Genomic DNA, 23949 nt, shown 5'->3' with positions numbered 1-23949 from the left:
ATCGGGCTTATATCCGAAGTCGAAAATTCCAAGAAAAAAGGAGCTGAATAGTATGGGTGAAAAAGTAATCAAATCATTTGAGGTAGTAGCTGAAGCCACTAAACCATTTATTTATAAATTCGAGGTTGGTAAGGAGTTTGGCGGACAAAAAGTGGATGATATCATCGAACACAATGGAGTTTTCAGGCTGTTTAATCGCAATGATGAACTTATCACTGAGATTCAATTGCCTGTAGTCGGTGTGAAATACGAATATCCAGTTAGTGAGGCGATGTAAATGCAGGTAATCTTTAAAACAATGACGCTGGTTAATTTTAAATCCCACCGTGATATCACTGTTAACTTTGGCGAGCAAACGGATATCACGGGGGACAATGCCGAGGGAAAATCCACAATTTGCGAAGTTCCCTCATATGTATTTTATGGCACAGATGCCCTTGGAAGCAAATTGGATCCTACGCCAATTACTTACGCAGCAGAAGAAACAAAGGTTTCACTTTTATTAGAAATTGATGGGAAAGAATTAATGCTTGGTCGAAGCATTAAGAAAAATAAGACTACCTATTATGTGAATGACGTTCCTTCAAAAGCTGGTGAGTTTAATGAAGTGGTTGAGCAGCTATTCGATAAGGACTTGTTTCTTTCCTTATACAACCCTAATTACTTTCCATCCATGCATTGGGAAAAACAGCGGTCAATGCTTCTGCAATACGTTACATCACCAGTAAGTAAAGATGTACTAAAACATATGCCGGATGAGCAAAGTAAATGCCTATCAGTGTTATTAAAAAAACATAGTTTAGAAGATATCAAGAAAATCCATGCTGAGAACAAAACGAGCTTGGATAAAAAATATATTGCTGCACAAAGCCGGACAAAGACTCTCAAAGAACAGTTGGATCAAAATGCTCCTACCGTTGCACTTGATTCATTGAAAGTCGAAGAAGCCCAGTTACTTAAGCAGATAAAAGAAATTGAAAAGATTACAGATTCTGCAGGGGACACGAATCGAAAAATAAATACTCTCAATACTCTGATACGTTCGATGTTGGCTGAACGTGAACAGATGAAAGAGGATTTCCAAAGGTTGAAAGATGAAGAGATTCAAGGATCTTGCCGAGTTTGTAAACAACCTTTAAAAGACGAATCTCTAGAATCAGCTGAATTAGAAAAGCAGGACCGGATTAAAAAGTTTAAAGATAACTACAATGTTCAGGTCATTCAGCGAAAAGCATTAGAAGAAGAACTTGCCAAGCTAGAATACATTGATGTTTCTGAACAGATTGAAAAGGTTAGAGAGCTCGAACGTAACCGAGAACCTTTGCTTCAAGAAATCAGAAATCATGCCCAGTATGAACAGCTTTTATCTCAGGTTAATCAGGCACAGGCTGATGAAAACGAAACGCTCCAATCGCTTAATGAGTCAATCTTCATCTTGGATAGTGTGAAGGCATTCAAGGCGAAAGAAGCTGAATTACAAGGTGAAAAGGTACAAGCTCTTTTTGAAACTTTATCTGTCCGACTTTTTGAAGAACAAAAGAATGGTGAGATGAAAAACACTTTTGAAATTGAACTTGATAAGAAGCCGTATCGGAAGCTTTCCACAGCTGAAGGTATAAGGGCAGGGTTGGAACTTCGAGATGTCCTTTCACAGCAAAGCGACCTTATAACACCTGTTTTTGTGGATAACGCTGAATCAATCACGAGCTTTAAGCAGCCTGTTGGCCAGTTGATTGTTTCTAGGGTAGTTGCAGGTCGGAAGTTGAAAATTGAAGGGGTGAATGCTGTATGAAATCAGGTAAAAGACCCACTTTAAACCAACGAAAAGACATGGAATGGGCAGGAGTCAAAGACACTAATGAGTGGTTAGTTGTAAAGAACCTTCCTGGAGAATTACACATTGTCCATCGGTACACAGGTCAAATCAAGGAGTTGCCCAATGGCTAATCTAGAACATCCGGAAGTTACTGAAGCCAATAAAACCGGCTATGCAAATCTTGTTGCACAGCCGGAACACTTCGGCACTGATTACTTTGGAAATGAAGTCCTTGTCGGTGATTCAATAATTATTGATCCTAGTAACGGTGAAATGGTTCTGGAAGATAGTTTGGAAGATTACTTGATAGAAGTTAAGGGACTTCAATTTAAAACAGCAGATTAAAAGGAGGATCCTCATCATGGGAGAAACAGCGGAAATGATTATTAATGGTTTTCTATGTGAGTTGTGTTGTTCTTTGGTAGACGGAGAAGAACCGGGCTTTCCGCGAAAGTGTGAAGACTGCGAATAAGATCGATACCAAAATTTTTAAAAAAACCAAGGGGGAAACATAAACATGGCAAACAATAACTCGATCGTTCAATATACACCGGAAATCAACGAAGCTTTTAAACCAGAAGTACTGCAGGTCATTCGTAATTCTATTGCTCCAACAGCTAATGATCAAGAGTTTCTTTTATTCGCTCATAAGGCTGCAAGTTACGGTTTAGACCCATTCAAAAACGAAATCTTTTTCATCAAGTACGGCAATACAGCCCGCATCCAATTTGCTGCTGAAGCGTACCTTTCTAAAGCTCGAGAACAAGAAGGGTTCCAGCCACCTGATACTCAAATGGTTTGTGAAAATGATGAATTTAAGGTTGCTAAAAACTCTGAAACTAAAGAACTTGAAGTTGTTACTCATGAAATCGGATTTCCTCGCGGTGAAATTATTGGGGCTTACTCAATTTCTTACAGAGAAGGCCAACGTCCAGTAACAGTCATAATGGATCGTGCTGAAATTGAACATATGTTTAAAGGTCAAAACAAAGATAACTGGGTTAAATGGACAGCTGATATGTTCGGAAAACATGTGCAGCAACGTGCATTAAAAAAACAGTATGGCTTAGAGTTTGGAGACGAGGATATTCCTCAGCCAGCAGGAGAGGCAGTCCCTGGATACAAGCCAAAGGAGCGCAAGGACATTACTCCAAACCAGGAAGTTATCGATAATCCTAAGAAGCCGAGTAAGCAAAAGAATGAAGATGCCGATGCTATCGATGAAGCAAAAACAGAAATGGTCAAGAAATTTGAAAGGCTGGGCATTCCTAAAGGAAAAGCTCGCACTGTGTATATTGAAAAGAATGCTCGGGACATTAAAGGAGAGCCTACCTTGCCGCAGCTTCTCGGTTTGCTTGAGTTGATGGACATGCACATTGATATGCAGGACGCACAGCATGCAGATGCTGACGAGTTGGAATGAGGTGCCAGCGAAATGAAACCGAATAAATTAGATCAGTTCATGTATGCAGTAATGAAAGCAGCTAGAAGGAATTCACTAATGGAACTTCTTGAAGAATGGGAAATTAGTGAAGGCGAATATGAAGAAATTAAAGAGTGGTTCTGGCAAAAACACAAGGTGAATTTATGAAAGTAGACATCTTAGCCAGTGGATCAGGCGGCAATGTCATTGCTGTCCGGTCCTCTGGGAATACCATCTTAGTAGATGTAGGAATCGCCAAAACAAAGATTGAAAAAAGGCTGCTGGAGGTCGGGATTCGTCCCGACTCCATAGATGCCATATTAATAACACATGCACATTCAGATCATGTTAAAGGTCTTTCGCTGGCTAATAAATATCAAATACCTGTCTTCGCTTCTGAGGGTGAATGGAAAAGCATACAGGGAGTAAATGAAGAACTGCAGCACTTTATTGTTGGCAACATGTTAGTAAGTGGTTTTGATGTAACACCATTTAAAGTTCATCATGATGCTTTTCAGCCTTTAGGTTATGCAATTGTGGATAACGTTGGGGATAAGGTTTCTGTTTGCTTGGACACTGGAAAGGTAGATTCGGAAATGATAGAAACTATGAAATATAGTAATTTCTTTATCATAGAGTCGAATCATGAACCGGCCATGCTTGAACATTCTAATTATCCAAACAGCGTAAAGGCGCGTATCCTTTCTGACATAGGACACTTAAGTAATAAACAAACAGCAGAAGCCTTATCTAAGCTTGTAAAGGGCATTGGGGAAAAGATATATCTTACCCACTTATCCAGTAGCAACAACATGCCGGAGCTCGCGAAATTAACGACTATAAGGGAACTAAATAAAAAGGGATTAAAGGCAGGAACACATTACGAAATTGAGGTGTTTTAACGCTTGAAGATAATAAAGAACGGATGAAGCTAAATGGCAAATCCACAAAAGGAAAACGGATATACAGCTGTAGCAAATGAATTATTAGAACAAATCATGAAGATTAGTTTAAATGGTACCCAGTTTCGAATTGTATTGGCCGTGTGGCGCTATACGTATGGTTTTAGACGAACAGCACATACTTTGCCTCTTTCTTACATTGCAGAAAAGATTGAAGCAAGCAAAGGCCAAGTACAGAATGCTCTGGATCAACTAATTAAGAAGAAAATCATTGAAATAGTTGAAGATTCAAAAGGGGGTAGGAAATTGAGTGTGAACAAGAACTACGATGAGTGGGACTCAAAAGAAACGATGGTTCCTGCAACAGCTGTCCTTAAACCACCAAAACCTAAAAAAGTGGCCAAGAAAAAAGTGTATGAAAAAGACAACTCTTATTACAAAATGGCTGTTTACTTTCATAATCTTGTCAAAACCGTTGCAAAAGAAGCTGGTATTGAACATCTAATTTCCAGGGCTAACTTACAAACGTGGGCAGATGACTTTAGAAAATTAGTTGAGCTTGAAAAGGTTGATAAACGACTTGCTAAAGACGTTATGGATTGGGTTGTGACGGATGACTTTTGGAGAACGAATATTTTATCTGCTTCCACATTTAGAAAGCAATTTGCAAAACTGGCAATGAAAATGGCAAGCCAAAAGAAACCTTCCCAGCCTATAAAACAAATCGATTCCCGCGATAAGGACATTGAGTTTCAACAGTGGGTAGCTCGAGGTGGAGATCCAAATGATTTCAACTGGAACTAACATGTCCGCTGAACAGTCTGTGTTAGGTGCAGTCTTCCTTGATCCAGATGTTCTTGACGATATCACATTCTTAGAAGAACGAGATTTCCTTACACCTAAGCATAAAGAAATTTATAAAGTAATGAGATTCCTAGAAAAGCGTGGAAAACCTGTGGATATCATTACGGTAACTGAGGCTTATGTTAAGTTTGGGGATATCCAAAAAATTGGTGGTGTTCAGTATTTATCTGAACTAGCTGCATCCTGTCCCACCACTGCGAATGTCAAATACTATGCTGAATTGATTCGCTCAAAGGCAATGGAACGTAGGATTAAAAATACAGCCCAAATCATCGAGGGAATGTCCCGGGATGATTATGAAACGGATGAAGAATTCTTTTCATATGTTGAGCAGCTGGTGACCGAATTAAGGCCAGTAGATAATGCCAAGATGCTCAGCTTTTCAGAAACCAGGGAAGAGTATTACACACATCTAAAAACACCAGCAGAGTTCATTAAGAGTGGCTTTTCCGAATATGACAAGTGGGCACAAGGTTTATGGAGAGGGTGGCTTTTCATTAGTGCCGGCCGTCCATCAGTTGGTAAAACGGCATTGGCTTTGCAAAGAATAAACGGGGTCGCTAAGCAAAAAGAAGGTGTGGTACTTGTTTGGAGTCAAGAAATGAAAAGAGATTCTTTAAAAGATCGGATGATCTCTGCTGAAACAGGTATTCCATTCCAAAGAATCAAAATGAAAGACTTGAACCAAAAGGAGCAAAAGCTTGTAGATATGGCTTATGACAACTTTGAATATCTTCCAATCTTTATGCAGGATAGCTCAGGAGTCACCATTGATGAAATCAAGGCAACGGCTAAACAATTCAAACGAAAACACGGGAAGATTGCCATGATCGTAGTCGATTATCTGCAAATCATGAATATCCCACAGACAAAAGGTGATACTCGGGCCTTGGCCATTGGACGAGTCACAGGCCAGGCTAAACAAATAGCTATGGAACTGAACTGCTGCTTTATGATGCTATCACAAATGACTAGGGACTCTGATAAGGGTGGAATACCTAGAAGGCCTGTGTTAGCTGATTTAAAAGAATCGAGTTCCATCGAACAGGATGCCGATGTAGTTGAATTTCTTTGGAGTGAGGGCGAAAGAACATCTCAGGGAAAGATCATCAATCAGACATTTGCAAAAGGTCGAGATATTGGTGTGAATGAATTTAAATTACTTTTTCTTAACTGGAAGCAAAAATTCACTGAATTACCTGATCAGATAAAAAAATAGTGAGAGGACGGTAAAACAATGGGCGAAAATGAAGTGTTATTTGAAGCTGGTGATTGGGTCCGTATACCACATAAAAATAACTCCATTGGATTTATCACAACTATATCTGAAGTAAATGGTAACTGTCGTGTAAGGACTCTGGTTGAAAATAAAGAAATTCACCTGTGGATAGACCTTGATAAACTTTCCGAATGTAAAGAACTTGCTTTGGAAAAAGAAGACTTCGATGAAATAATTAACATGGCATTACATCATAATGATAAGCAATGGTTCAAAGATTCACACGCAAGAATACCAGTTTTTCTAAAAGACATTTTTTTTAATCAAAAACTTACGAGGTCGTAAAAAAATGAATTTATATCAGGCTACTAACCATCAACTCTACCAAATAGCCATGGATGAAAATAATAGATTGAAAGATAGGTATGCAGCAGCCAAAGAATTACAAGAAAGGAGACAGCGAAAATGCACAAATGTGAGTATCCAGGTTGCTCAATGAAAAGTACAAAAACGTGGGGATTTGTTCCCCTTTGTGCTTCTCACCACCAAGATATTTGGAAGGAATCACTGAATTATTACGGATCACCTAAAAAGCAAAGATACGAAACCAGATTGCACTATTTAAAAATTGCTCCAAAGATTCCTTGGAGTCGGGAGAATTAGAAAGGAATGGTTATATGCGTTTTATAGGAATTGACCCGTCAACTAAAACAGGATTTGTTGCAATGGATCAAGGTGGAAATGTTTTAAAGGCAAAAGAATTGAAGGGTTTAGGGTATGTTGATCCAAAACGAATTGTTACCTTAACTGATGAAATTATGGCCCACATCTTACCTGGTGATGTTATCTGCATTGAAGGTGTCCCATTCGATACTCAACGTGCAGCGCAAGCAGGCTGGATACACGGGAGCATTAGAAATGCACTGTTCAGAAAAGGTTTTAACTATTATGAAGCAGCTCCAAATGCTGTTAAAAAGTTTGTTAATGTTACTGGTTGGGTTGGAGAAGTTGGCCACAAAAAAAGGCTTACAGGTAAAGATAAAAAGCTTGCTGTTATGAAAGCAGTTGAAGAACATTACGGCTTTACCAATGCAAGTGACAACGTGGTTGACGCTTATATTCTTGCTGAGATAGCCAAAGCAATATGGTGGTCGGATAATATTTCAAACGCTAAACCTACTTACCAACATGAAGTTATTGATGCCATCTTAAATCCAGTTGCCAAACCAAAAAAGAAAAAGAAGGTGGCTAAATCATGACACCAAAAGGAAAACGTCGGTTGAAGAAGTCGTTGGCCAAAAGAAAAAAGGAACGGTTGAATCGCGCATGGAGAAACATCTTTGTAAAGTGTGGTTTTCTTGACTGTAAAAAGAGGGGATAATGGGAAACCGCATAAATTCCGTTGTTGTCCGCCGGTGGCAGAAAGGCCATAAGGGATTTAGAGAGGAGAGGATTTGATATTGCTCATCCTCTTTCTCCAGAATACGTTATAGTTTACATTGCATTACGGTAGACATATAGGCTTTGGGGGCAGTCTAATATTTCATATCCTTTTAATTCGTTCATCAATATCTTCGATATAGCTCAATTGATCTTCGATATCTTCTAATTTTCTCATTCTTTGTTGATGTCGTAAATTGGTGTGATATAAAGTAATACACTCTTTAAGAGTGTCTGCCTGCTTTGTATCTATGTATGAAATAAAAGTAAAAATTGTATCGTAACTTTGATATTTAGTAGGAAGAATTTCAAATGATTGCATTCTTTTGTCACTCTCTTGAAATAATTGTTCTGATTTTTTTAGTTCAATTTTTCGTTTCCCTGCACGTAAAGTCATCCAAATAAAAATAATGAAAGGCATAATAAGAAAAAAATTATTAAAAGACTCAGAATCTGTTTGATTAAAAGAAAGTAATATTAAAAGAGAAACAAGTGGTACCACAAAAAAAGAAAGAATGAAACGCCTGAACAAACTGTTCTTTTTCTTGATTTTTCTTATTTTTAGCGCTTCATCTCTTTGAATAAGTGCTTCAGATTCATATAGCCTTAAAGTTTCTATAAGTTCCAATATAAATTCCTCCTATATATTTAGTAGCATTTTATATATTAACTTATATGAGTAAAAAGTAACAATAAAATTTTGGTATTTAAAGGATCTTTTTAATAATAAATGTTAATTTCAACGTATTTTACAACTCATAAAAAGAAAAGAGCTTCACCAATTTAAATACAACCGTAAACGCGTATAAATGCCCATAGAAGCGTTTTGTCTTCTTAAAGGGTAAATGTATGGAAAAGTAATTACGACCTCGTAATAAACCTATACGAAGCCGTAAAACGATATTAAAATTAAAAGGAGAATGATTATGACTAAAACTACATTGAACGTTCTATTTAAAAAAATGCAAAAGGATGACAAAAAGGAAGTGCTGGAGTTTCATGTGCAAGGTAATGAGCTACCAAACACTCAGGAGCTTGTCGGTTTAGCTGGATCCATCGTAATTCTAAATGTTGAGGAAAGTAATGCTGGAACATTCAATGCGGAATTTGTATCTGTACAAAAGGATTCTAAGAAGACCACCCTCAAATTCAATATTAAAGGTGATTCTGATGACAAAGTAATCAAGCTTTATCCACACGCTGGAAGAAGCGTCACATTGTTTATGGAGCCGTCACAAATGTCTGTAGATGATTTCTATGAGGAAGATGATCACGAAGGTATTGAATACAAAATCGATAAGGATGGTACCGCGAATGTGACACCAAATCAAATGACCTTGGATGATGTGGACCAGGAAGAGAGTGATGTTCAAAATGAACCTGACAAAAAAGAAGATGATAACGATAATCCGTTTGCTGAGGTAAACCTTACTGATGATGATTCATTAGAATAAACTATTTGACCCTGGGCTTTGGCCTGGGGAACCTCTTAGGAAAATGGGGGAAGACAATGAGTTTTGAATTACCGGAATTGGACAGAAAAGGTACCCAGAAAGCTGTCGAAGAAGCGTTAGAGAAATATAGGTTGTATAAATACTTAATGTTTGAAGAAAGAGAAGCATCAGTCACTGCAAGCGCTGAAGTAAGATATCATGGTCCTACAAATCAGACCGGAGACCAGACCGGGAACATTGCCATTTATAATGCTGATCAACAGGCATACAGGAAAAATTACTGTGATCGTTTAGAACGTGCTGTCAGCCGTTTACCAAAGAAAGAAAGGTTTCTGATTGAAGAAAGATACATGCAAGAGGAATCGGACTATCTGACGGATTATAATGTGTATTGTTTTAAGTTCCAACCAAGTATTTCAGAAGGAACATATACAAAAATTCGGTGGAAAGCTTTTTACAAGCTTGCGCTCAATTTAAATATAGCTGTAATAATTAGAAGGGGGGAATAAGGTTGGTTGCAATAAATAGGGATAACCTACCAGAAGCACTTGAACCGAAGCACGTTCAGGCGATTTTAGGGATAGGACGTAGTCAGACTTATGAATTATTTAATAAACCACCTTTTCATGTAATAAAGATTGGGAGGATATATAAAGTATCGAAAGTCACATTTTTTAAATGGCTTGATGGAGAAGAACAAGGAGAATGATTCCTTGTTCTTTTTATTTTGTCATGGTAATATGTCTTTAGTTAAAAGCGAAATCCGTGGTAGGTTTTTGGTAGGATACTTGGTAGGAATGAGCAATATTCAACAGAACTAAAAAACATTCCGATAAATATCATAACCGTTAAAACCCTATTACATAGGCTTTTAAATAACAACATAATACTAGAAAGCACAGCAATGTGTTGATAGTGTCCTTCGGGGTCGGGTGAAAATCCCAACCGGCGGTGATGAAGAAATTCTAAGCCCGCGAGCCTGATAAAGGCAGGATTTGGTGAGATTCCAAAGCCGACAGTACAGTCTGGATGGGAGAAGGACGTGTGGAACCCAAGTGTATACGTACGCCTAATTTTTCAAAAATGAAAAAATTGGGCTTGTTAAGTATACAATTTTTTTCACTCATTTCTCCTGCTAACTCCTTAGGTCATCCTAAGGGGTTTTTTATATTTTATAAAAGGGGGAAAAACATGTTTACGGGAATCATTGAGGATATCGGTACCGTACATTCCTTGAAAAAAGGAAAAAGCAGTATGGAGTTATCGATTCGTTCTGAAAAGATCCTTGAAGATGTGCATCTGGGGGATAGTATTTCAGTCAACGGAGTCTGCTTAACGGTAACGTCCTTCACGAAAAGTTTATTTACGGTCGACGTGATGCCGGAAACGGTCAAAGCTTCCTCGATCCGGACGTTAAAATTGGGATCACCTGTGAATCTCGAACGAGCCATGAGTGCACAGGGAAGGTTTGGCGGCCATTTTGTTTCAGGTCATATCGATGGAACCGGAACGATCATAAAAAAAGAACGGAAAGAAAATGCCGTATATTATGTAATCCAATTGGAAGAGGGGCTTAGTGCCTTTTGCATTCCAAAAGGTTCCGTGGCCATTGATGGGACGAGCTTGACGATATTCGGGATTGAAAGGAACCTTTTGACGGTATCATTGATTCCATTGACTCATCAGGACACCATATTGGGACAAAAAGCGGCTGGCGATATCGTTAACATCGAAAACGACATGATAGGGAAATATATAATACATCAAATGAAAAATGGCAATCCAAAACCAGGACTGAATTTAGAGTTTTTGGCAGAGCATGGATTCTAATAAAAGGGCGGTGTAATGATGTTCCATACAATAGAAGAAGCAATAGAAGATTTGAAGGCTGGCAAGGTAGTAATCGTATCCGATGATGAAGACCGTGAAAATGAAGGGGATTTTGTAGTGTTGGCCGAAAAGGCGACACCGGAAGCGATTAATTTCATGGCGACTCATGGACGTGGTTTGATTTGTACGACCATCACTGAACAACTGGCAGCAAAATTGAAACTGCATCCTATGGTAGGAGAAAATACCGATCATCATGGCACTGCTTTTACGGTAAGTGTCGATCATAAAAGCACTTCTACAGGAATCAGTGCTTTCGAAAGGTCCTTGACCATCCTTGAGCTTCTTAATGAAGATTCGGTCGCTGAAGATTTTCAAAGGCCTGGTCACACTTTTCCGATAGTCGCAAAAGAAGGCGGCGTATTAAGGAGGGCAGGACATACAGAGGCATCGGTGGACTTGGCGAAGTTATGCGGTGCCGCTCCAGCTGGTGTCATTTGTGAAATCATGAATGAAGATGGATCGATGGCCCGCGTATCCGATTTAGAAGTCATCGCTGATAAATTCAATCTGAAGTTCATTACGATAGCCGATTTGATTCGGTATCTTCAACATAATGATCCAATCGGGAAACAGGAACTTGAACTGAACATCCCGAAAGCTTAAAGGATTTATAAGGAATGAAATCTTAACATGAAAAAAAATTATTGTTTTTAAAAATTAGGAGGAATTGGACATGGGGAAAACTATTGAAGCACAATTAATCGGATCAGGATTAAAGGTAGGAATCGTGGTAGGAAGATTTAATGAGTTTATCACAAGCAAGCTTTTAGGAGGGGCATTGGATGGTCTTAAGCGTCATGGAGTTGATGAGAATGATGTTGACATCGCGTGGGTCCCGGGTGCTTTTGAACTTCCGTTAATTGCTAAGAAACTTGTGAATACAGGTAAATATGATGCGGTAATCGGTCTTGGAACGGTAATCAGGGGCGCTACTTCACATTATGATTATGTCTGCAATGAAGCAGCTAAAGGCATGGCTTCCGTTTCTTTGGAAACAGGTGTACCGGTTATCTTTGGTTTGCTGACGACTGAGAATATTGAACAAGCCATTGAGCGTGCTGGAACAAAATCAGGTAACAAAGGCTATGAAGCTGCGGTTAGTGCCATTGAGATGGCCAACCTTGGAAAATTAATAGAACAGTGATTTCAGATAAGGAAGCCGCAGGGATTAACATTCCTGCGGCTTTTTTGATGTCCGGATCTTGGGACTGATTGAGTCAAATTTCTTCAACCATCTGGCGATTCTTTAAAGTTCGTAAAGTTCATAGCCATTGATCGATTGGCTAATGCCGCTCTTCGACATTCACCGATACTCTTTCAATGGAAATACCCGATTTCAAAGTAATGTGTTTTTTCATTATTTATTGTTATAAATTATGGGTAATGAGGAATCATTAGGAAATCCCTCGAAAAAAAAAACGAACAAAAGCGTCACGTAATGGAAGCATGATAAAATATGCAGATATGATTATGCTACAATTGTAAAGATTGCAATTGAAATTCATGTCTTTAGGGAAAAGTAAACTTATTAGTTATTAGGAGGGGTTTGTGTGTACCATCTCTTTACACATAATGATTTAGATGGAGTCGGGTGCGGCATTGTAGCTAAGCTGGCATTCGGTGATGAAGTAGTGGTTAGTTATAATTCAATTGGTCGCCTTAATCAGAATGTAGGCGCATTTCTTGAGCAGGCCAAGATTGAAGATACATTGATCGTTACTGATCTATCGGTTGATGAAGATAATGAAAAAATGATTACTCAGTTTGTGGAGGATGGAGGCAAGGCGCTGCTGATCGACCATCATAAGTCAGCGTTGCATTTGAACGAACATGATTGGGCATCTGTAACGGTCGAACAGGAAGATGGTAAACAGACGGCAGCCACATCATTATTCTATCAGTATGCAGTTGAAAATAATTTGCTGGAACCTTCTAGCATTGTCGCTGAATTCGTTGAATTGGTCCGTCAATATGATACTTGGGAATGGGAAGTCAATAAAAATACAACGGCAAAGCGATTGAATGACCTGTTTTTCATGATTCCGATAGAGGAATTCGAAATGAAAATCGCAAATAAGCTTTCCACGGCTGAAAGTTTCACTTTTGACGAAGTGGAGCAAACGCTTTTGAATGTTGAAGAGAGTCGAGTGGATCGGTACATAAACAGGAAAAAAAGAGAAGTTTATCAAGCTACGGTCGGTCCCCATACAGCTGGTGTGGTCCATGCAGAGTCATACCACTCGGAATTGGGAAATGAACTGTCGAAAGAGTTCTCACATCTGGATTATATAGCCATCCTGATGGTAGGAAGCAAAAGGATCAGCTTCCGGACAATCCACGATGATATAGATGTTTCTGAGGTTGCTGGCAAGTACGATGGTGGCGGCCACCAAAAAGCCGCCGGTTGTACGATGTCCGAAAAGGCATATAGCCAATATGTCGAAAAGACCTTCAATGCCGAGCCCCTTAAACGAGACGCACATAAGAATCAATTGAATGTAAAAGGATCCCCGGAGGGTTGCCTATATTCAACAAGAGACAAACAGGACATATTCATCTATGAAGATGAAGAAGAGGAATGGATTGTTGAAATCAACGGAAAACAACAGAAAAAGACATTCGATACATTTGCTGAAGCGGAAAAATACATGAAGCGGAAATACGCTGCATGGCTGGCCCATGATGAAAGATATGAAGAGTTTGTCAATAAGGGTTAAATAGGAAAGCGGCTGCCCGAATGGGACAGCCGCTTTTTATTCTTGATTTTATCTTTTAAGCGGGACAGGATGAACGATCGTGCGTGACTGTTTTTTTGGAATCGAATTTTGGCGATGAAGAATTGCATTGATTTCTCCGCCAATCACAAAAATCAGACCACTCAAATACAGCCATAGCATCAAGATGATGACTCCCCCTAAACTGCCGTAAGTGGAAGAGTAGTTGGCAAAGTTACTGACATAGAATGAAAATCCTAGTGATATTCCCAGCCAAAGTACAGTTGCTGTCACTGCGCCAGGGATGACATGTTTAATGGGAAAACTTTTATTTGGTGCAAAGCGATATAAAAAGGCCAGGACCAGTGAGATGACCACAACCGCGATGACCCACCGTAATAAGCTGAATAAGATTTGCGTTTCTTCAGGGATTGGAATGACCTGCTGTAATAATTCGATGATGACTTTTCCGAAGACGGGGAGACCTAGCATGACGATGAATGCTACAACCAGGCCTAATGTCAATATAATGGAAATGAAGCGGGCTTTAATGAAATTCCTTGTTTCTTCCACATCATAGGCGATATTCATGGAATGGATGAACGCATTCATTCCGTTTGATGCGGACCATATCGTTCCAAGGAAACCAAAGGTCAGTAAGCTGCCGTTCCGTTCAGATAATATGTTGATGATATTTTTCTCGATGACTTCCATCGTTTCCGCAGGCATGAAGGTTTTTATCGTGTCGAGGGCTGTCTGAATATCGATGTTCAGATAAGGTAATATGGAAAGCAGTAAAATGAGCAAAGGGAATAGTGCCAGTAAATAGTAATAAGCTTGTTCTGCTGCCAGCCCGGTCACACGATCTTCCTTTATTTCTTTAATAAGTTTCTTTGAAAATTGGATCGACTTATTCATCTGGGCATCACTCCTGAATAGTTACTTAGGTTATCTGCTTCTATTCCCTCTGTACATGTAAGTTAATCCTCAAAAGAAAAGAAATTGAAACCTCTAATGCGGCACTTGTAGAAGCTTGTGACAATGCCATAACCCGCAAAGAAATTGGAGTGAGGCAAGCTCAGAATAGAAATATCCCTCATCTCGCAAGTTTCTAAAATAACTGAGAATAGGTGCTGTTGTACTTCAAGGGCGGCACCAATACTATTACTAGGTATGATTTTATGCCCGCTTTATAACAAGTATTATCATGTAAGCGTGTTATAAAAGGTAAACAGAAAAAAGGCCAGACAGCAAATTCTGGCCTTTTTCCTCTATTGGACTTCTTTTTCCTGATTCTTTTGAACCTTCGGAGGGGTCCATTTGAATATTTTATTTAGGATATTATAGATGTGTTTGGATTCTTTTGTAAGGATCGGCCCAAGAATCGCTAAGGTTAAAACATAAAGTGCTGCAAACGGGGTTAGTATAGGCATTAAACCACCTGCAATGCCTAAGTTGGCTAAAATGATGGAGAATTCGCCGCGTGAAACGATCGTTAAACCGATATTTGCGGAAGCTCTGTGAGATAAACCGGATTTGCGTCCTGCAATCATACCAGCTGCAAAGTTACCGATTATGGTGATGATGACGGCACCAAGAACCATCCAGACAGCTCCGCCAAGGGTCGTCGGATCGATACTCAAGCCAAAGCTGAAGAAAAATATGGCCCCGAAGAAGTCTCTGAAGGGGATGACAAGTTTCTCAATCCTGTCGCTATGCTCCGTTTCAGAAAAGACTAGGCCGAGTAGTAATGCACCAATGGCTTCCGCAACATGAATCGTTTCCGAGAAACCGGCGATGAAGAATAGTAATGCGAACACGACGATGATAAAAATCTCATCGGAGGTTATGTTGAATAATTTGTTAAGGACCCCAGATGCTTTCCGGGCGATAACGAAAAATATCAGCATATACCCAATCGCGATAAATGTAGAAAGTAATGTTCCCCAAACGGAACCAGAAGAGCTTAATACCAATCCGGAAACGACTGATAAATAAACAGCGAGGAAGATATCTTCAAACATGATGATGCCAAGGATTAGCTCCGTTTCATTGTTACCGGTCCTTTTAAGGTCCACAAGTACCTTTGCCACGATGGCACTTGAAGAAAAACTGATGATCCCGGTTAATATCAGGACCTCTTTTAATGGAAGACCGAGCAGGAAACCATAAAGCAAGGCCATTCCCACGTTGATTAAAATGTAATAGGTTCCGCCTGTCACGATATTTTTCCCTGATTTCATAAGCTTTTTGACGGAGAATTCAAGCCCAAGGTAAAACAGAAGGAATAAAATACCGACACGACCGAGGAATGCTATGATTTCATCACTTTCAATGAAACGAAGGTCAATTAATCCGAAGTGCGGGGCATGCGGGCCAACGAGCATCCCGATGATAATTAATAGCGGAACATTTGATATTTTGAATTTACCTGCAACGAGAGCGGCTAATGCCACTAGAAGTAGGGCAGTACCCACTTCAAAGACTAAATGGTCCATATGAGCTTAGTCACTCCTTTCGTCGGTCAATAATTCTCTTATCAGGTTACGAATATCTTTTCTTTCACCGGATATCACAAGGGTGTCGCCTGTTTCGATGATGGAGTCAGGACCAGGATTATTCAGTTGTTTTTTGCCTTTTTTAGAATGGGCGATGACGGTGACGTTATAATTGCTCCTGATATCAATCGAACCGATCGTTTGATTGATGGCCTTTGAACCGGGTTCGACTTTGAACCATTCGATCACCAAGTCACCCAATGACATTTCAATTGTTTCAAGTGCTTGTGGTTTATAGACCATGCCCCCTATGATGGAAGCCATTTGCCGGGATTCCTGATCATTAAGGGTGATGCTCGATATGACGTCCTCATGTTCATTATCAAAATGGTATAATTCCCGACGGCCATCATCGTGAATGACGATTACTAACTTTTCATCATTTCTCGTTATGATTTCAAATTTTTGGCCAATACCAGGAAGTTCACTTTCTCTAATTTTCACTGGAATTCCTCCTTAAAATGTTGGTTAGAGTTAATAGAAGATAGCAGAATGTTTATAAGTTAACGTCAATATTCGTCTTGAATTTCTTCTCCTTGGATATACCGATATATTTTAATGTCTCCGATGGACTGGAATGATGGTAATGCTTCTGAATCAAAGCCAGTGACACTCCTTGTTTATAGGCATGGTATCCAAAAGTTTTACGCATCGAACTTGCTCCGAATTTGCCTGTTAGCCCTGCACCTTCGACAGCATCATGGATGATTCGGTGCGCCTGTTGACGTGTAATCGGCTTTTTTGTCTTAGGGGAAAGAAATAAAAACTGACCTTCGATAACCTTTGAGCCTTTAAGGTATTCTTGTAAGGCTGTACGGACTTTCAGGTTCAAATAAATTTGGTTTACTTCGTCACTTTCCGTCCGTTGCTCATAGAACTCCTTGATTTTGCCCGTTTCATCCAGAACGCTGGCGATGGTGATTTCGAGCATTTCATTTATCTTCATACCTGTATTGATGCCGAGTACAAACAATAAATAATCTCGACTGGAGTGAGCGCGTAGGTATGTTTTTATTTTGCTGATTTGATTGATATCCTTAAAGGCTTCTACATATTCCATAGATCTTCTCCTCTTACCAATGTAACATAATTACATTATAACACAAGTTATGTAACATTACATGCAATTAGTTCTGCACATGATGCCTTTCCAATCAGTAATGCTTGCTTTCGAACGAAAAAACCTTTTCCTTATTCTCTTCTCAAACGAGGTAAAATATTTCAGGGAAGTTATTTAATGTGGAGGTTGCTGTTTGCATCATGGTGGAAATCAGTCGGGAAGGATAAAAAAAAGAAACCCCAAGTTGGGGTTTCATAATCTTTTTAGTACACGGCTTTTTGTAATTTGTGAATGACCTCAAGTGAAAGCCCGGTTCCGATGGCAACTGATTCAAGCGGGTTATCTGCAAGTTGGACAGGGACGACGATTTCATTCGTCAGCCATTCCTGTACCCCGTTGAGAAGTGCACCCCCGCCGGATAAGATGACTCCTTGATCGACGATATCCCCGCTCAATTCAGGAGGACAGTCTTCCAAAGTGGCCCTTATTGCTTCCAGTATATGAAGAAGCGATTCCTGGATGGCTTCCTGGACGTCAGTGGATGATATTGTAATCGGTTTTGGTAGCCCGGTTACAAGATCGCGGCCCCTGACTTCCATGGTTATCACAGAATGTTCAACGAGTGCGTAGCCGATTTCTTTTTTTATTTCCTCAGCTGTTCTTTCCCCAATCAGCACATTATGTTTTTTCCTGACATATTGGCTGATATCTTCATCCAATTGATCTCCGCCAATTCTGATTGAATTGCAGGAAACGACGCCGCCATATGAAATGATTGCGACTTCAGTCGTTCCGCCGCCGATATCAACGATGACATTGGCAACGGGCTCTTCGACAGGCAGGCCCGCACCTATTGCTGCCGCTACCGGTTCCTCGATAAGGTGGACCTGTTTCGCTCCGCAGCTTTTGACTGCATCCTGAATGGCCCTTCTCTCAACTGAAGTGGAACCTGATGGTGTACAGACCACTACACTAGGTTTGCGAATCGATAAACCTAGGGCCTTGCTTGCTTTTTTCATGATTTCCTTAAGCATTTGCGCGGTCACATCAAAATCCGCAATGACGCCATCCTTAAGCGGACGGATTGCCACGATATTTCCAGGTGTTTTCCCGATCATGTTTTTTGCATCAACACCGACTGCCAATACTTTATTAGTCTCTATATCAATGGCCACCACAGATGGCTCATTAAATACGATACCTTTATTTTTACTGTAAACTAGCGTATTTGCAGTTCCTAAGTCAATGCCTATTTCTGTATTTGATAACATCTAGTCACCCCTCCATAAGAGTTTGACCCCCTATATATATTATTCTACCTTTTATTGCGAGTTTGTGGGGGTGGGAAATCTAGTAAATGGTGGAAGTGCCATGCTGTTTCTTTTCATGGAGCGAAAACATGATTAAATATAAAAAAGTGCACTGAAGAAGGTATCACTGCTGCGCTCCTCGCTTCAGTCGAAAACAAGCGTGGATACAGCTTTGAACCAACTTATTTTATGTTAAGATATAGATGAAAAACCGCTTAGATAAAGAAGGTAATTTTGTGAGTGCAGATTTAATCGAGAGTAAGAGTTTTAGAATCATTTTTACAGCTTTTCTAGCATTCCTGGGTGGTTATGCGTTTGATAGCCTTGGCATATACCTGCCATGGATGCTAGGACCATTATTCGTCGTGATGATTGCGAAAGTGAAGTTAAGGAAGTACTTATATTGGTCTAAAACCTTTAGAAGTACTGGATTAATCATTCTAGGTTTACAATTGGGCAGTTCATTCACGAAACAATCGTTAAATGAGATGATTGAATATCTGCCTGTCATGCTTTTTACGACAATCGCAATCATTTCATTTACAGTGTTGACTGGCTGGTTTATCGGAAAACGAATGAACTTATCCTTGGGCACATCCATGCTCGGCAGTTTCCCGGGAGGTCTTTCCCAGATGGTGGTCCTAAGTGAGGAAATGAAGGATAGTGATGAAACGGTTGTAGGTTTCATGCAAACACTGCGGGTCATCCTGGTGATTTCCATTGTCCCTTGGATTGTGACTCATGTAATGTCAGTTGAAGCAGGTGCGGTAATGGCCGTAACGGAGCGGCCGTTTTTCTTATTTGAATATGATGGGAAATTAGCCATCATGATGTTGTTAACCTTGCTAGTGTTCATTTTCATTACAAAGAAAGCCAATTTTCCGCTGCCTTTTTTGTTAGGACCTCTCATGGCCGCAGCACTATTCAATTTAGCAGGCCCAGGTGCCCCGCAGATTCCTGACTTTTGGTTGAACCTGTCGCAATTATTGATCGGCGCACATTTAGGCTACACACTGAAGATAGATAATCCCCGACTTTTCAGAAAGATGTTCGGAGCCGTATTCGTCAGTAATGTCCTATTGATTGGATTTTGCTATTATCTTTCCATTCAGTTTGCCCCGGCCCTATCTTTACAGGCGAATGAACTTTTTTTGAGCATGGCGCCAGGCGGGGTCGCCGAAATGGCAGTCACAGCCATGTCTGTGCATGTGGATTTATCCGTTGTCACAAGCTTTCATTTATTCAGGATCTTATTCATTTTATTTTTTCTGTCCCCCATCATAAAATGGCTGGCCGGAAGAAACCACGGGAAACAAGAGCAGGGACAAAGCTGACAGGCTTTGTCCTTTTCTTTCGGAAAAACTGAAGAGTGAGAAAAAAATGTCAGGCGATATGCGGAATTTACGAGTAAAGCGTGAAACTCACGAATAAACGCGCATATTCCAGATGTTATGAGAAGATCATGTACGGAACATGCTTGAGGTTCCATTCTTGAAAGAATATTTGTGCTGATAAGCTCATGCAGGCAATAAGGTTGGTAGATTTTGTGATGATTTAATGAAAATTGAAATTGAATAGTAAAATAATCCTCACTTTTTTTGAACTTCATCCGATATAACGAGGAGACGAGACTTTAAATGAATGGGTGAGTATTATGGATATAACATCAGTTTTGGGCGTAGTTCTTGGTATTGTGGCCATCTTAGTCGGAATGGTGTTGAAAGGTGTTAGTGTAACGGCGCTGATTAATCCGGCGGCTATTTTGATCATCATTGTAGGGACGATAGCTGCTGTCGTAACGGCTTTCCCTTTGTCGGAATTAAAAAGACTACCAAAAATATTCAAGATTTTATTCTTTGAACAAAAATTGACAAAGCCGGAAGATTTAATAAAAACCTTTTCGGAATGGGCGGTCATTGCCAGGAAGGAAGGCTTATTGGCCTTAGAAAGCATTTCGGATCAGGTGGATAATGCCTTTTTGAAAAATGGCTTGAACCTTGCAGTCGAAGGTCAGAGTGCCGACTATATTCGTGATATTTTAGCAGAGGAAATAGACGCGATGGAAGAACGTCATTTAAGTGCGGCGGCGATTTTCAGTCAAGCCGGTACATACGCACCGACGCTTGGCGTATTGGGTGCCGTAATCGGGCTGATTGCTGCATTGGGTAATATGGCTGACACGGAGGCATTGGGACATGCCATATCTGCAGCGTTCGTCGCGACCTTGATGGGGATTTACACGGGGTATGTGTTATGGCATCCATTTGCCAATAAGCTCAAACGGAAATCTCAGCAGGAAGTCAGAATCAAAGAAATGATGATTGAAGGGATTTTATCGATCATCGAAGGGGAGGCGCCGAGAACGATCGAACAGAAATTAACCTCATATTTGCCAGCTGGAGATCGTAAAAAGTGGTTGGAAGGCGATGTGAGAGATGATGGCTAGGCGCAAAAAGAAACAAAGGCATGAAGAGCATATCGATGAATCATGGCTGGTTCCCTATGCCGATATCTTAACATTGCTTCTTGCGCTTTTTATCGTCTTGTTCGCTTCAAGTTCGGTTGATGCAGTAAGGTTCCAGCAGTTGTCCAATGTATTTAACCAGGTTTTTACAAGCGGAACGGGTTTTATGGATTTTCCAAGTGATTCCCCAAGCAATGAGCCGACGTCACCAGAACAAAGAACAGGTGCAGAAGATCTTGAGAAGCTAGGGAAAAACGAGCAGGAAGAACTTACTGAAGTTCAGGAGCGCGTAAATGCCTATATCGAAAAAAATGATTTAACGGATAAATTGGGAACGAACCTTACGGATGAAGGCATGGTGATTTCAATTAGGGAAAACGTGCTGTTCGAATCGGGTGTGGCCGAGGTGAGAAGTGAAAACCGTAAAATCGCTAAAGAAATCTCGGAGTTACTGGTCATGGACTTACCCAGAAACATCATCGTAAGCGGACATACCGATAATATTCCTATTAAAAATTCCACGTATGAATCCAACTGGGACCTGAGTGTGATGCGATCCGTGAATTTTATGAAACTTCTCCTCGAAAATAAGGATTTGGATCCCGAAATGTTCAGTGCTAAAGGACATGGGGAATTCAAGCCGGTTGCTTCCAATGAAACGAAAAAAGGAAGGGCGAAAAACCGGAGAGTTGAAATCCTAATTGTTCCACGGACAGCGATAAATAAGTGAAAACCTGTCAGGAATGGACGGGTTTTTCTTTTTGAAGGAGAATATATGGAAAGAGAATATACAAATGTGATGGAAGAAATCGTTGTGACATGGGTGCAGGTTTTAATGTCAGGTATAGAATACCAAACATTTTGTTCGTGCAGGAAATGTAAAAATGACATCATCACATTATCATTGAATAACCTGCCTAATTACTATGTAACCACGGAAGTAGGGCGGAATAGGATATTTGGAAATTTGAATACAGAAGAAAACAGGAAATGGATCAATAAAAGAATCATCAATGCGATACACGTTGTTGGCGAATATCCTAAACATTGATTCGCGGTATTTTACTCATAAACAAAGGGACAACTACTAATTATGTGTTTTATTTATAGTGCCAGAGGGAACATAAATAAAGTGCAAAGTAGGTTCATTCAATCAAAAATTGAGGAGATGAATGATTATGGGTAAAAAAATCGCATGTGTAGTAACGAATATGTTTGAGGACTCGGAGTATAGTGAACCGGCAAAAGCATTTGAAGAAGCCGGCCATAAGGTAACGACAATTGAAATGATAAAAGGGAAAACGGTTAAAGGGAAACAAGGGGAGGTGGAAGTCGAGATTGATGAAAGCATCGACTCGGTGAAACCTGAAAGTTTCGATGCGTTATTCATCACCGGTGGGTTCTCGCCTGATCAATTGCGTGCTGACGAACGCTTCGTATCTTTCGCAAAATCGTTCATGGATGATAAAAAACCTGTATTTGCGATCTGTCATGGACCGCAGTTGCTGATTACGGCCAAAACACTTGAAGGACGCCACGCAACAGGGTATACATCCATTAAAGTCGATATGGAGTATGCAGGTGCCACATATTTGGACAAAGAGGTTGTGGTATGCGGCAACCAGCTTGTAACCAGCAGGACTCCTGAAGATCTACCGGCATTTAACCGGGAATCGCTCAATCTATTGAAATAAAGAAAAATCCCGGCGGCTGCCGGGATTTTTCATATTAAAGGATTCATATACTTCAATCTTTGCAGTAAAATAAAAGGAGAGACGAATAAAAAAGGAAGTGTCACGATTGATCGTATTAAAATCTGCACGTGAAATTCAAGCGATGCATGAGTCGGGTAAAATTTTGGCAGCTTGTCATAGGGAGATTGCAAAGTTGATTGTTCCTGGTGTGACAACATGGGAAATAGAAGAATTTGTTGAAGGATTCTTAAAAAAACATGGTGCGAAGCCGGAACAAAAGGGTTACAAAGGGTATGAGTATGCGACATGTGCCAGCATAAATGAAGAAATCTGTCATGGTTTCCCTCGTAAGACCCCTTTGAAAAACGGAGATATCGTAACGATTGATATGGTCGTCAATTATAATGGGGCCCTTGCTGACTCTGCTTGGACATATACGGTCGGTAAGGTTTCAAAGGAAACCGAACATTTAGTGAATGTGACGAAGGAATCTTTATATAAGGCGATTGAAGTATGTGTGGAAGGCAATCGGATTGGAGATATAGGTCATGCCATACAAACATATGTCGAAGCGGAAGGCTTCTCTGTCGTTCGTGATTTCATCGGACACGGGATAGGGAATGTCATTCATGAAGAGCCTCAGGTTCCGCATTATGGACTGCCGAATAAAGGTCCGCGCCTTAAGGAAGGCATGGTATTCACCATCGAGCCAATGGTAAACGTAGGTACATATAAAGCAAGCCGGAATCCGAATGGATGGACGGCATCCACTGCAGATGGGAAATACTCGGCTCAATATGAGCATACGATTGCCATAACGAAAAACGGTCCGCTCATTCTAACTGAACAATGAACATTAAAAAACAGCATCGATTATGATGCTGTTTTTCATTTTAATCAATGGGGCGTTCCAATGAATACAAATCTTCTTCGATATTTCCTAACCTGTCCTCCATGACTTTTTTAGCATCTTTGATCCCTTCATTGTAAATAAAGGGAGCGATATTTTCGAAAATGAACTGCAAGTGATTTTCAGCAGCAATTTCACCGATTTCCTTCCCGTGTTCCTGATAAACATATTCTTGGATGCTTTCGATCATTTTACGGCGCTTTTCTATCGGGAATTGAATGAACATTG

At 40.1% G+C, this 23949-nt stretch carries 30 protein-coding genes, 1 pseudogene and 1 riboswitch; of the genes and pseudogenes, 24 read left to right on the top strand and 7 right to left on the bottom strand.

Annotated features, from left to right (window positions below; genetic code table 11):
• The first annotated feature begins 52 nt into the window (after positions 1-52).
• From J7I96_RS01380 to J7I96_RS01330, 11 genes are all read left to right on the top strand, one after another.
• Positions 53-277, top strand: coding sequence for a hypothetical protein (locus J7I96_RS01380; protein WP_214923168.1), 225 nt, complete (start codon positions 53-55; stop codon positions 275-277).
• Positions 278-1792, top strand: a complete 1515-nt coding sequence (locus J7I96_RS01375; protein WP_214923171.1) for an AAA family ATPase — start codon at positions 278-280, stop codon at positions 1790-1792.
• A complete protein-coding gene (locus J7I96_RS01370; protein ID WP_214923173.1) occupies positions 1789-1947 on the top strand; it encodes a DUF6906 family protein in 159 nt (52 codons plus the stop codon). Before J7I96_RS01375 ends, J7I96_RS01370 begins: the two co-directional genes overlap by 4 nt.
• On the top strand, positions 1940-2161 hold the full coding sequence (locus J7I96_RS01365; RefSeq protein ID WP_214923176.1) for a YqaI family protein: 222 nt from the start codon (positions 1940-1942) through the stop codon (positions 2159-2161). Before J7I96_RS01370 ends, J7I96_RS01365 begins: the two co-directional genes overlap by 8 nt.
• A gap of 172 nt (positions 2162-2333) precedes the next feature.
• Complete coding sequence (locus J7I96_RS01360; protein ID WP_214923178.1) at positions 2334-3239, top strand: RecT family recombinase; 906 nt, start codon at positions 2334-2336, stop codon at positions 3237-3239.
• A 12-nt stretch (positions 3240-3251) separates the two neighbouring features.
• Positions 3252-3407 (top strand): hypothetical protein, encoded by a 156-nt coding sequence (locus tag J7I96_RS01355; RefSeq protein ID WP_214923180.1) that lies wholly within the window; start codon positions 3252-3254, stop codon positions 3405-3407.
• Positions 3404-4141, top strand: coding sequence for an MBL fold metallo-hydrolase (locus J7I96_RS01350; RefSeq protein ID WP_214923183.1), 738 nt, complete (start codon positions 3404-3406; stop codon positions 4139-4141). The genes J7I96_RS01355 and J7I96_RS01350 overlap by 4 nt, the downstream gene beginning before the upstream one ends.
• 33 nt (positions 4142-4174) lie before the next feature.
• The gene (locus tag J7I96_RS01345) at positions 4175-4945 is read left to right on the top strand and encodes a replication protein (protein WP_214923186.1); all 771 of its coding nucleotides are present in this window, start codon (positions 4175-4177) and stop codon (positions 4943-4945) included.
• Positions 4926-6224, top strand: coding sequence for a replicative DNA helicase (locus J7I96_RS01340; protein WP_214923189.1), 1299 nt, complete (start codon positions 4926-4928; stop codon positions 6222-6224). Before J7I96_RS01345 ends, J7I96_RS01340 begins: the two co-directional genes overlap by 20 nt.
• A gap of 18 nt (positions 6225-6242) precedes the next feature.
• Positions 6243-6569, top strand: coding sequence for a hypothetical protein (locus tag J7I96_RS01335; RefSeq protein WP_214923191.1), 327 nt, complete (start codon positions 6243-6245; stop codon positions 6567-6569).
• A gap of 332 nt (positions 6570-6901) precedes the next feature.
• Positions 6902-7483: a RuvC family protein gene (locus tag J7I96_RS01330; RefSeq protein ID WP_214923193.1), complete on the top strand. Its 582-nt coding sequence runs from the start codon at positions 6902-6904 to the stop codon at positions 7481-7483.
• A gap of 284 nt (positions 7484-7767) precedes the next feature.
• Here the strand turns inward: J7I96_RS01330 and J7I96_RS01325 are convergent, their stop codons facing one another.
• Positions 7768-8292: a hypothetical protein gene (locus tag J7I96_RS01325; protein WP_214923195.1), complete on the bottom strand. Its 525-nt coding sequence runs from the start codon at positions 8290-8292 to the stop codon at positions 7768-7770.
• A gap of 298 nt (positions 8293-8590) precedes the next feature.
• Here J7I96_RS01325 and J7I96_RS01320 point away from each other — a divergent pair, with 298 nt between their 5' ends.
• From J7I96_RS01320 to J7I96_RS01290, 7 genes and pseudogenes are all read left to right on the top strand, one after another.
• Positions 8591-9118 carry a hypothetical protein gene (locus J7I96_RS01320; RefSeq protein WP_251029070.1) on the top strand — a complete coding sequence of 176 codons (528 nt, stop codon included), beginning with the start codon at positions 8591-8593 and terminating at the stop codon, positions 9116-9118.
• Between the two features lie 56 nt (positions 9119-9174).
• Positions 9175-9627 carry an ArpU family phage packaging/lysis transcriptional regulator gene (locus tag J7I96_RS01315; RefSeq protein WP_034305704.1) on the top strand — a complete coding sequence of 151 codons (453 nt, stop codon included), beginning with the start codon at positions 9175-9177 and terminating at the stop codon, positions 9625-9627.
• Positions 9628-9629: 2 nt separating this feature from the next.
• The gene (locus J7I96_RS01310; protein WP_251029069.1) at positions 9630-9827 is read left to right on the top strand and encodes a helix-turn-helix domain-containing protein; all 198 of its coding nucleotides are present in this window, start codon (positions 9630-9632) and stop codon (positions 9825-9827) included.
• 205 nt (positions 9828-10032) lie between these two features.
• A riboswitch (FMN riboswitch) is annotated at positions 10033-10163 on the top strand.
• Positions 10164-10309: 146 nt separating this feature from the next.
• On the top strand, positions 10310-10948 hold the full coding sequence (ribE, locus tag J7I96_RS01305) for a riboflavin synthase (RefSeq protein ID WP_034305702.1): 639 nt from the start codon (positions 10310-10312) through the stop codon (positions 10946-10948).
• Between the two features lie 18 nt (positions 10949-10966).
• Positions 10967-11605, top strand: a pseudogene (gene ribB / locus J7I96_RS01300) (3,4-dihydroxy-2-butanone-4-phosphate synthase); the annotation flags it as partial.
• 79 nt (positions 11606-11684) lie between these two features.
• Positions 11685-12155, top strand: a complete 471-nt coding sequence (gene ribH / locus J7I96_RS01295) for a 6,7-dimethyl-8-ribityllumazine synthase (protein WP_048685088.1) — start codon at positions 11685-11687, stop codon at positions 12153-12155.
• A gap of 406 nt (positions 12156-12561) precedes the next feature.
• The gene (locus J7I96_RS01290) at positions 12562-13728 is read left to right on the top strand and encodes a DHH family phosphoesterase (RefSeq protein WP_214773673.1); all 1167 of its coding nucleotides are present in this window, start codon (positions 12562-12564) and stop codon (positions 13726-13728) included.
• 48 nt (positions 13729-13776) lie between these two features.
• Here J7I96_RS01290 and J7I96_RS01285 read toward each other — a convergent pair whose 3' ends face one another.
• From J7I96_RS01285 to mreBH, 5 genes are all read right to left on the bottom strand, one after another.
• The gene (locus tag J7I96_RS01285; protein ID WP_214773672.1) at positions 13777-14643 is read right to left on the bottom strand and encodes a YihY/virulence factor BrkB family protein; all 867 of its coding nucleotides are present in this window, start codon (positions 14641-14643) and stop codon (positions 13777-13779) included.
• 353 nt (positions 14644-14996) lie between these two features.
• Positions 14997-16223 carry a cation:proton antiporter gene (locus tag J7I96_RS01280; RefSeq protein ID WP_214923197.1) on the bottom strand — a complete coding sequence of 409 codons (1227 nt, stop codon included), beginning with the start codon at positions 16221-16223 and terminating at the stop codon, positions 14997-14999.
• Positions 16224-16229: 6 nt separating this feature from the next.
• Positions 16230-16727 (bottom strand): cation:proton antiporter regulatory subunit, encoded by a 498-nt coding sequence (locus J7I96_RS01275; protein ID WP_063234692.1) that lies wholly within the window; start codon positions 16725-16727, stop codon positions 16230-16232.
• A 52-nt stretch (positions 16728-16779) separates the two neighbouring features.
• Positions 16780-17343 carry a tyrosine-type recombinase/integrase gene (locus J7I96_RS01270; protein ID WP_214773670.1) on the bottom strand — a complete coding sequence of 188 codons (564 nt, stop codon included), beginning with the start codon at positions 17341-17343 and terminating at the stop codon, positions 16780-16782.
• Between the two features lie 263 nt (positions 17344-17606).
• Positions 17607-18614 carry a rod-share determining protein MreBH gene (gene mreBH, locus J7I96_RS01265; protein ID WP_214773669.1) on the bottom strand — a complete coding sequence of 336 codons (1008 nt, stop codon included), beginning with the start codon at positions 18612-18614 and terminating at the stop codon, positions 17607-17609.
• A gap of 275 nt (positions 18615-18889) precedes the next feature.
• Between mreBH and J7I96_RS01260 the strand changes: the two genes are divergently transcribed.
• The 6 genes from J7I96_RS01260 (at position 18890) to map (ending at position 23664) form a co-directional block, all read left to right on the top strand.
• Complete coding sequence (locus tag J7I96_RS01260) at positions 18890-19987, top strand: AbrB family transcriptional regulator (RefSeq protein ID WP_214923199.1); 1098 nt, start codon at positions 18890-18892, stop codon at positions 19985-19987.
• A gap of 320 nt (positions 19988-20307) precedes the next feature.
• Positions 20308-21099: a flagellar motor stator protein MotA gene (motA, locus tag J7I96_RS01255; protein ID WP_134784041.1), complete on the top strand. Its 792-nt coding sequence runs from the start codon at positions 20308-20310 to the stop codon at positions 21097-21099.
• Positions 21092-21847, top strand: a complete 756-nt coding sequence (gene motB / locus J7I96_RS01250) for a flagellar motor protein MotB (RefSeq protein ID WP_214773805.1) — start codon at positions 21092-21094, stop codon at positions 21845-21847. Before motA ends, motB begins: the two co-directional genes overlap by 8 nt.
• Positions 21848-21892: 45 nt before the next feature.
• On the top strand, positions 21893-22168 hold the full coding sequence (locus J7I96_RS01245) for a late competence development ComFB family protein (RefSeq protein ID WP_251025403.1): 276 nt from the start codon (positions 21893-21895) through the stop codon (positions 22166-22168).
• Positions 22169-22295: 127 nt separating this feature from the next.
• Complete coding sequence (locus tag J7I96_RS01240; RefSeq protein ID WP_214923201.1) at positions 22296-22811, top strand: type 1 glutamine amidotransferase domain-containing protein; 516 nt, start codon at positions 22296-22298, stop codon at positions 22809-22811.
• Between the two features lie 106 nt (positions 22812-22917).
• Entirely contained in the window at positions 22918-23664 is a 747-nt protein-coding gene (gene map, locus J7I96_RS01235) for a type I methionyl aminopeptidase (RefSeq protein WP_034305678.1), read from the top strand.
• A gap of 40 nt (positions 23665-23704) precedes the next feature.
• Here the strand turns inward: map and J7I96_RS01230 are convergent, their stop codons facing one another.
• The gene (locus tag J7I96_RS01230) at positions 23705-23947 is read right to left on the bottom strand and encodes a DUF2164 domain-containing protein (RefSeq protein ID WP_034305676.1); all 243 of its coding nucleotides are present in this window, start codon (positions 23945-23947) and stop codon (positions 23705-23707) included.
• Positions 23948-23949: the final 2 nt, after the last annotated feature.

This window comes from Bacillus sp. ISL-78, assembly GCF_018613455.1.
Classification (GTDB): domain Bacteria; phylum Bacillota; class Bacilli; order Bacillales; family DSM-1321; genus Peribacillus; species Peribacillus frigoritolerans.
The sequence above is the reverse complement of the archived record's forward strand: the minus strand, read 5'-3'. Positions and strand labels throughout refer to the sequence as shown.

What these genes read in the sequence shown, in the direction of transcription:
- J7I96_RS01380 (WP_214923168.1), top strand. Translation starts at nt 53, where the DNA reads ATGGGTGAAAAAGTAATCAAATCATTTGAGGTAGTAGCTGAAGCCACT.
- J7I96_RS01375 (WP_214923171.1), top strand. Translation starts at nt 278, where the DNA reads ATGCAGGTAATCTTTAAAACAATGACGCTGGTTAATTTTAAATCCCAC.
- J7I96_RS01370 (WP_214923173.1), top strand. Translation starts at nt 1,789, where the DNA reads ATGAAATCAGGTAAAAGACCCACTTTAAACCAACGAAAAGACATGGAA.
- J7I96_RS01365 (WP_214923176.1), top strand. Translation starts at nt 1,940, where the DNA reads ATGGCTAATCTAGAACATCCGGAAGTTACTGAAGCCAATAAAACCGGC.
- J7I96_RS01360 (WP_214923178.1), top strand. Translation starts at nt 2,334, where the DNA reads ATGGCAAACAATAACTCGATCGTTCAATATACACCGGAAATCAACGAA.
- J7I96_RS01355 (WP_214923180.1), top strand. Translation starts at nt 3,252, where the DNA reads ATGAAACCGAATAAATTAGATCAGTTCATGTATGCAGTAATGAAAGCA.
- J7I96_RS01350 (WP_214923183.1), top strand. Translation starts at nt 3,404, where the DNA reads ATGAAAGTAGACATCTTAGCCAGTGGATCAGGCGGCAATGTCATTGCT.
- J7I96_RS01345 (WP_214923186.1), top strand. Translation starts at nt 4,175, where the DNA reads ATGGCAAATCCACAAAAGGAAAACGGATATACAGCTGTAGCAAATGAA.
- J7I96_RS01340 (WP_214923189.1), top strand. Translation starts at nt 4,926, where the DNA reads ATGATTTCAACTGGAACTAACATGTCCGCTGAACAGTCTGTGTTAGGT.
- J7I96_RS01335 (WP_214923191.1), top strand. Translation starts at nt 6,243, where the DNA reads ATGGGCGAAAATGAAGTGTTATTTGAAGCTGGTGATTGGGTCCGTATA.
- J7I96_RS01330 (WP_214923193.1), top strand. Translation starts at nt 6,902, where the DNA reads ATGCGTTTTATAGGAATTGACCCGTCAACTAAAACAGGATTTGTTGCA.
- J7I96_RS01320 (WP_251029070.1), top strand. Translation starts at nt 8,591, where the DNA reads ATGACTAAAACTACATTGAACGTTCTATTTAAAAAAATGCAAAAGGAT.
- J7I96_RS01315 (WP_034305704.1), top strand. Translation starts at nt 9,175, where the DNA reads ATGAGTTTTGAATTACCGGAATTGGACAGAAAAGGTACCCAGAAAGCT.
- ribE (WP_034305702.1), top strand. Translation starts at nt 10,310, where the DNA reads ATGTTTACGGGAATCATTGAGGATATCGGTACCGTACATTCCTTGAAA.
- ribH (WP_048685088.1), top strand. Translation starts at nt 11,685, where the DNA reads ATGGGGAAAACTATTGAAGCACAATTAATCGGATCAGGATTAAAGGTA.
- J7I96_RS01285 (WP_214773672.1), bottom strand. Translation starts at nt 14,643, where the DNA reads ATGAATAAGTCGATCCAATTTTCAAAGAAACTTATTAAAGAAATAAAG.
- J7I96_RS01280 (WP_214923197.1), bottom strand. Translation starts at nt 16,223, where the DNA reads ATGGACCATTTAGTCTTTGAAGTGGGTACTGCCCTACTTCTAGTGGCA.
- J7I96_RS01270 (WP_214773670.1), bottom strand. Translation starts at nt 17,343, where the DNA reads ATGGAATATGTAGAAGCCTTTAAGGATATCAATCAAATCAGCAAAATA.
- mreBH (WP_214773669.1), bottom strand. Translation starts at nt 18,614, where the DNA reads ATGTTATCAAATACAGAAATAGGCATTGACTTAGGAACTGCAAATACG.
- motA (WP_134784041.1), top strand. Translation starts at nt 20,308, where the DNA reads ATGGATATAACATCAGTTTTGGGCGTAGTTCTTGGTATTGTGGCCATC.
- motB (WP_214773805.1), top strand. Translation starts at nt 21,092, where the DNA reads ATGGCTAGGCGCAAAAAGAAACAAAGGCATGAAGAGCATATCGATGAA.
- J7I96_RS01245 (WP_251025403.1), top strand. Translation starts at nt 21,893, where the DNA reads ATGGAAAGAGAATATACAAATGTGATGGAAGAAATCGTTGTGACATGG.
- J7I96_RS01240 (WP_214923201.1), top strand. Translation starts at nt 22,296, where the DNA reads ATGGGTAAAAAAATCGCATGTGTAGTAACGAATATGTTTGAGGACTCG.
- J7I96_RS01230 (WP_034305676.1), bottom strand. Translation starts at nt 23,947, where the DNA reads ATGTTCATTCAATTCCCGATAGAAAAGCGCCGTAAAATGATCGAAAGC.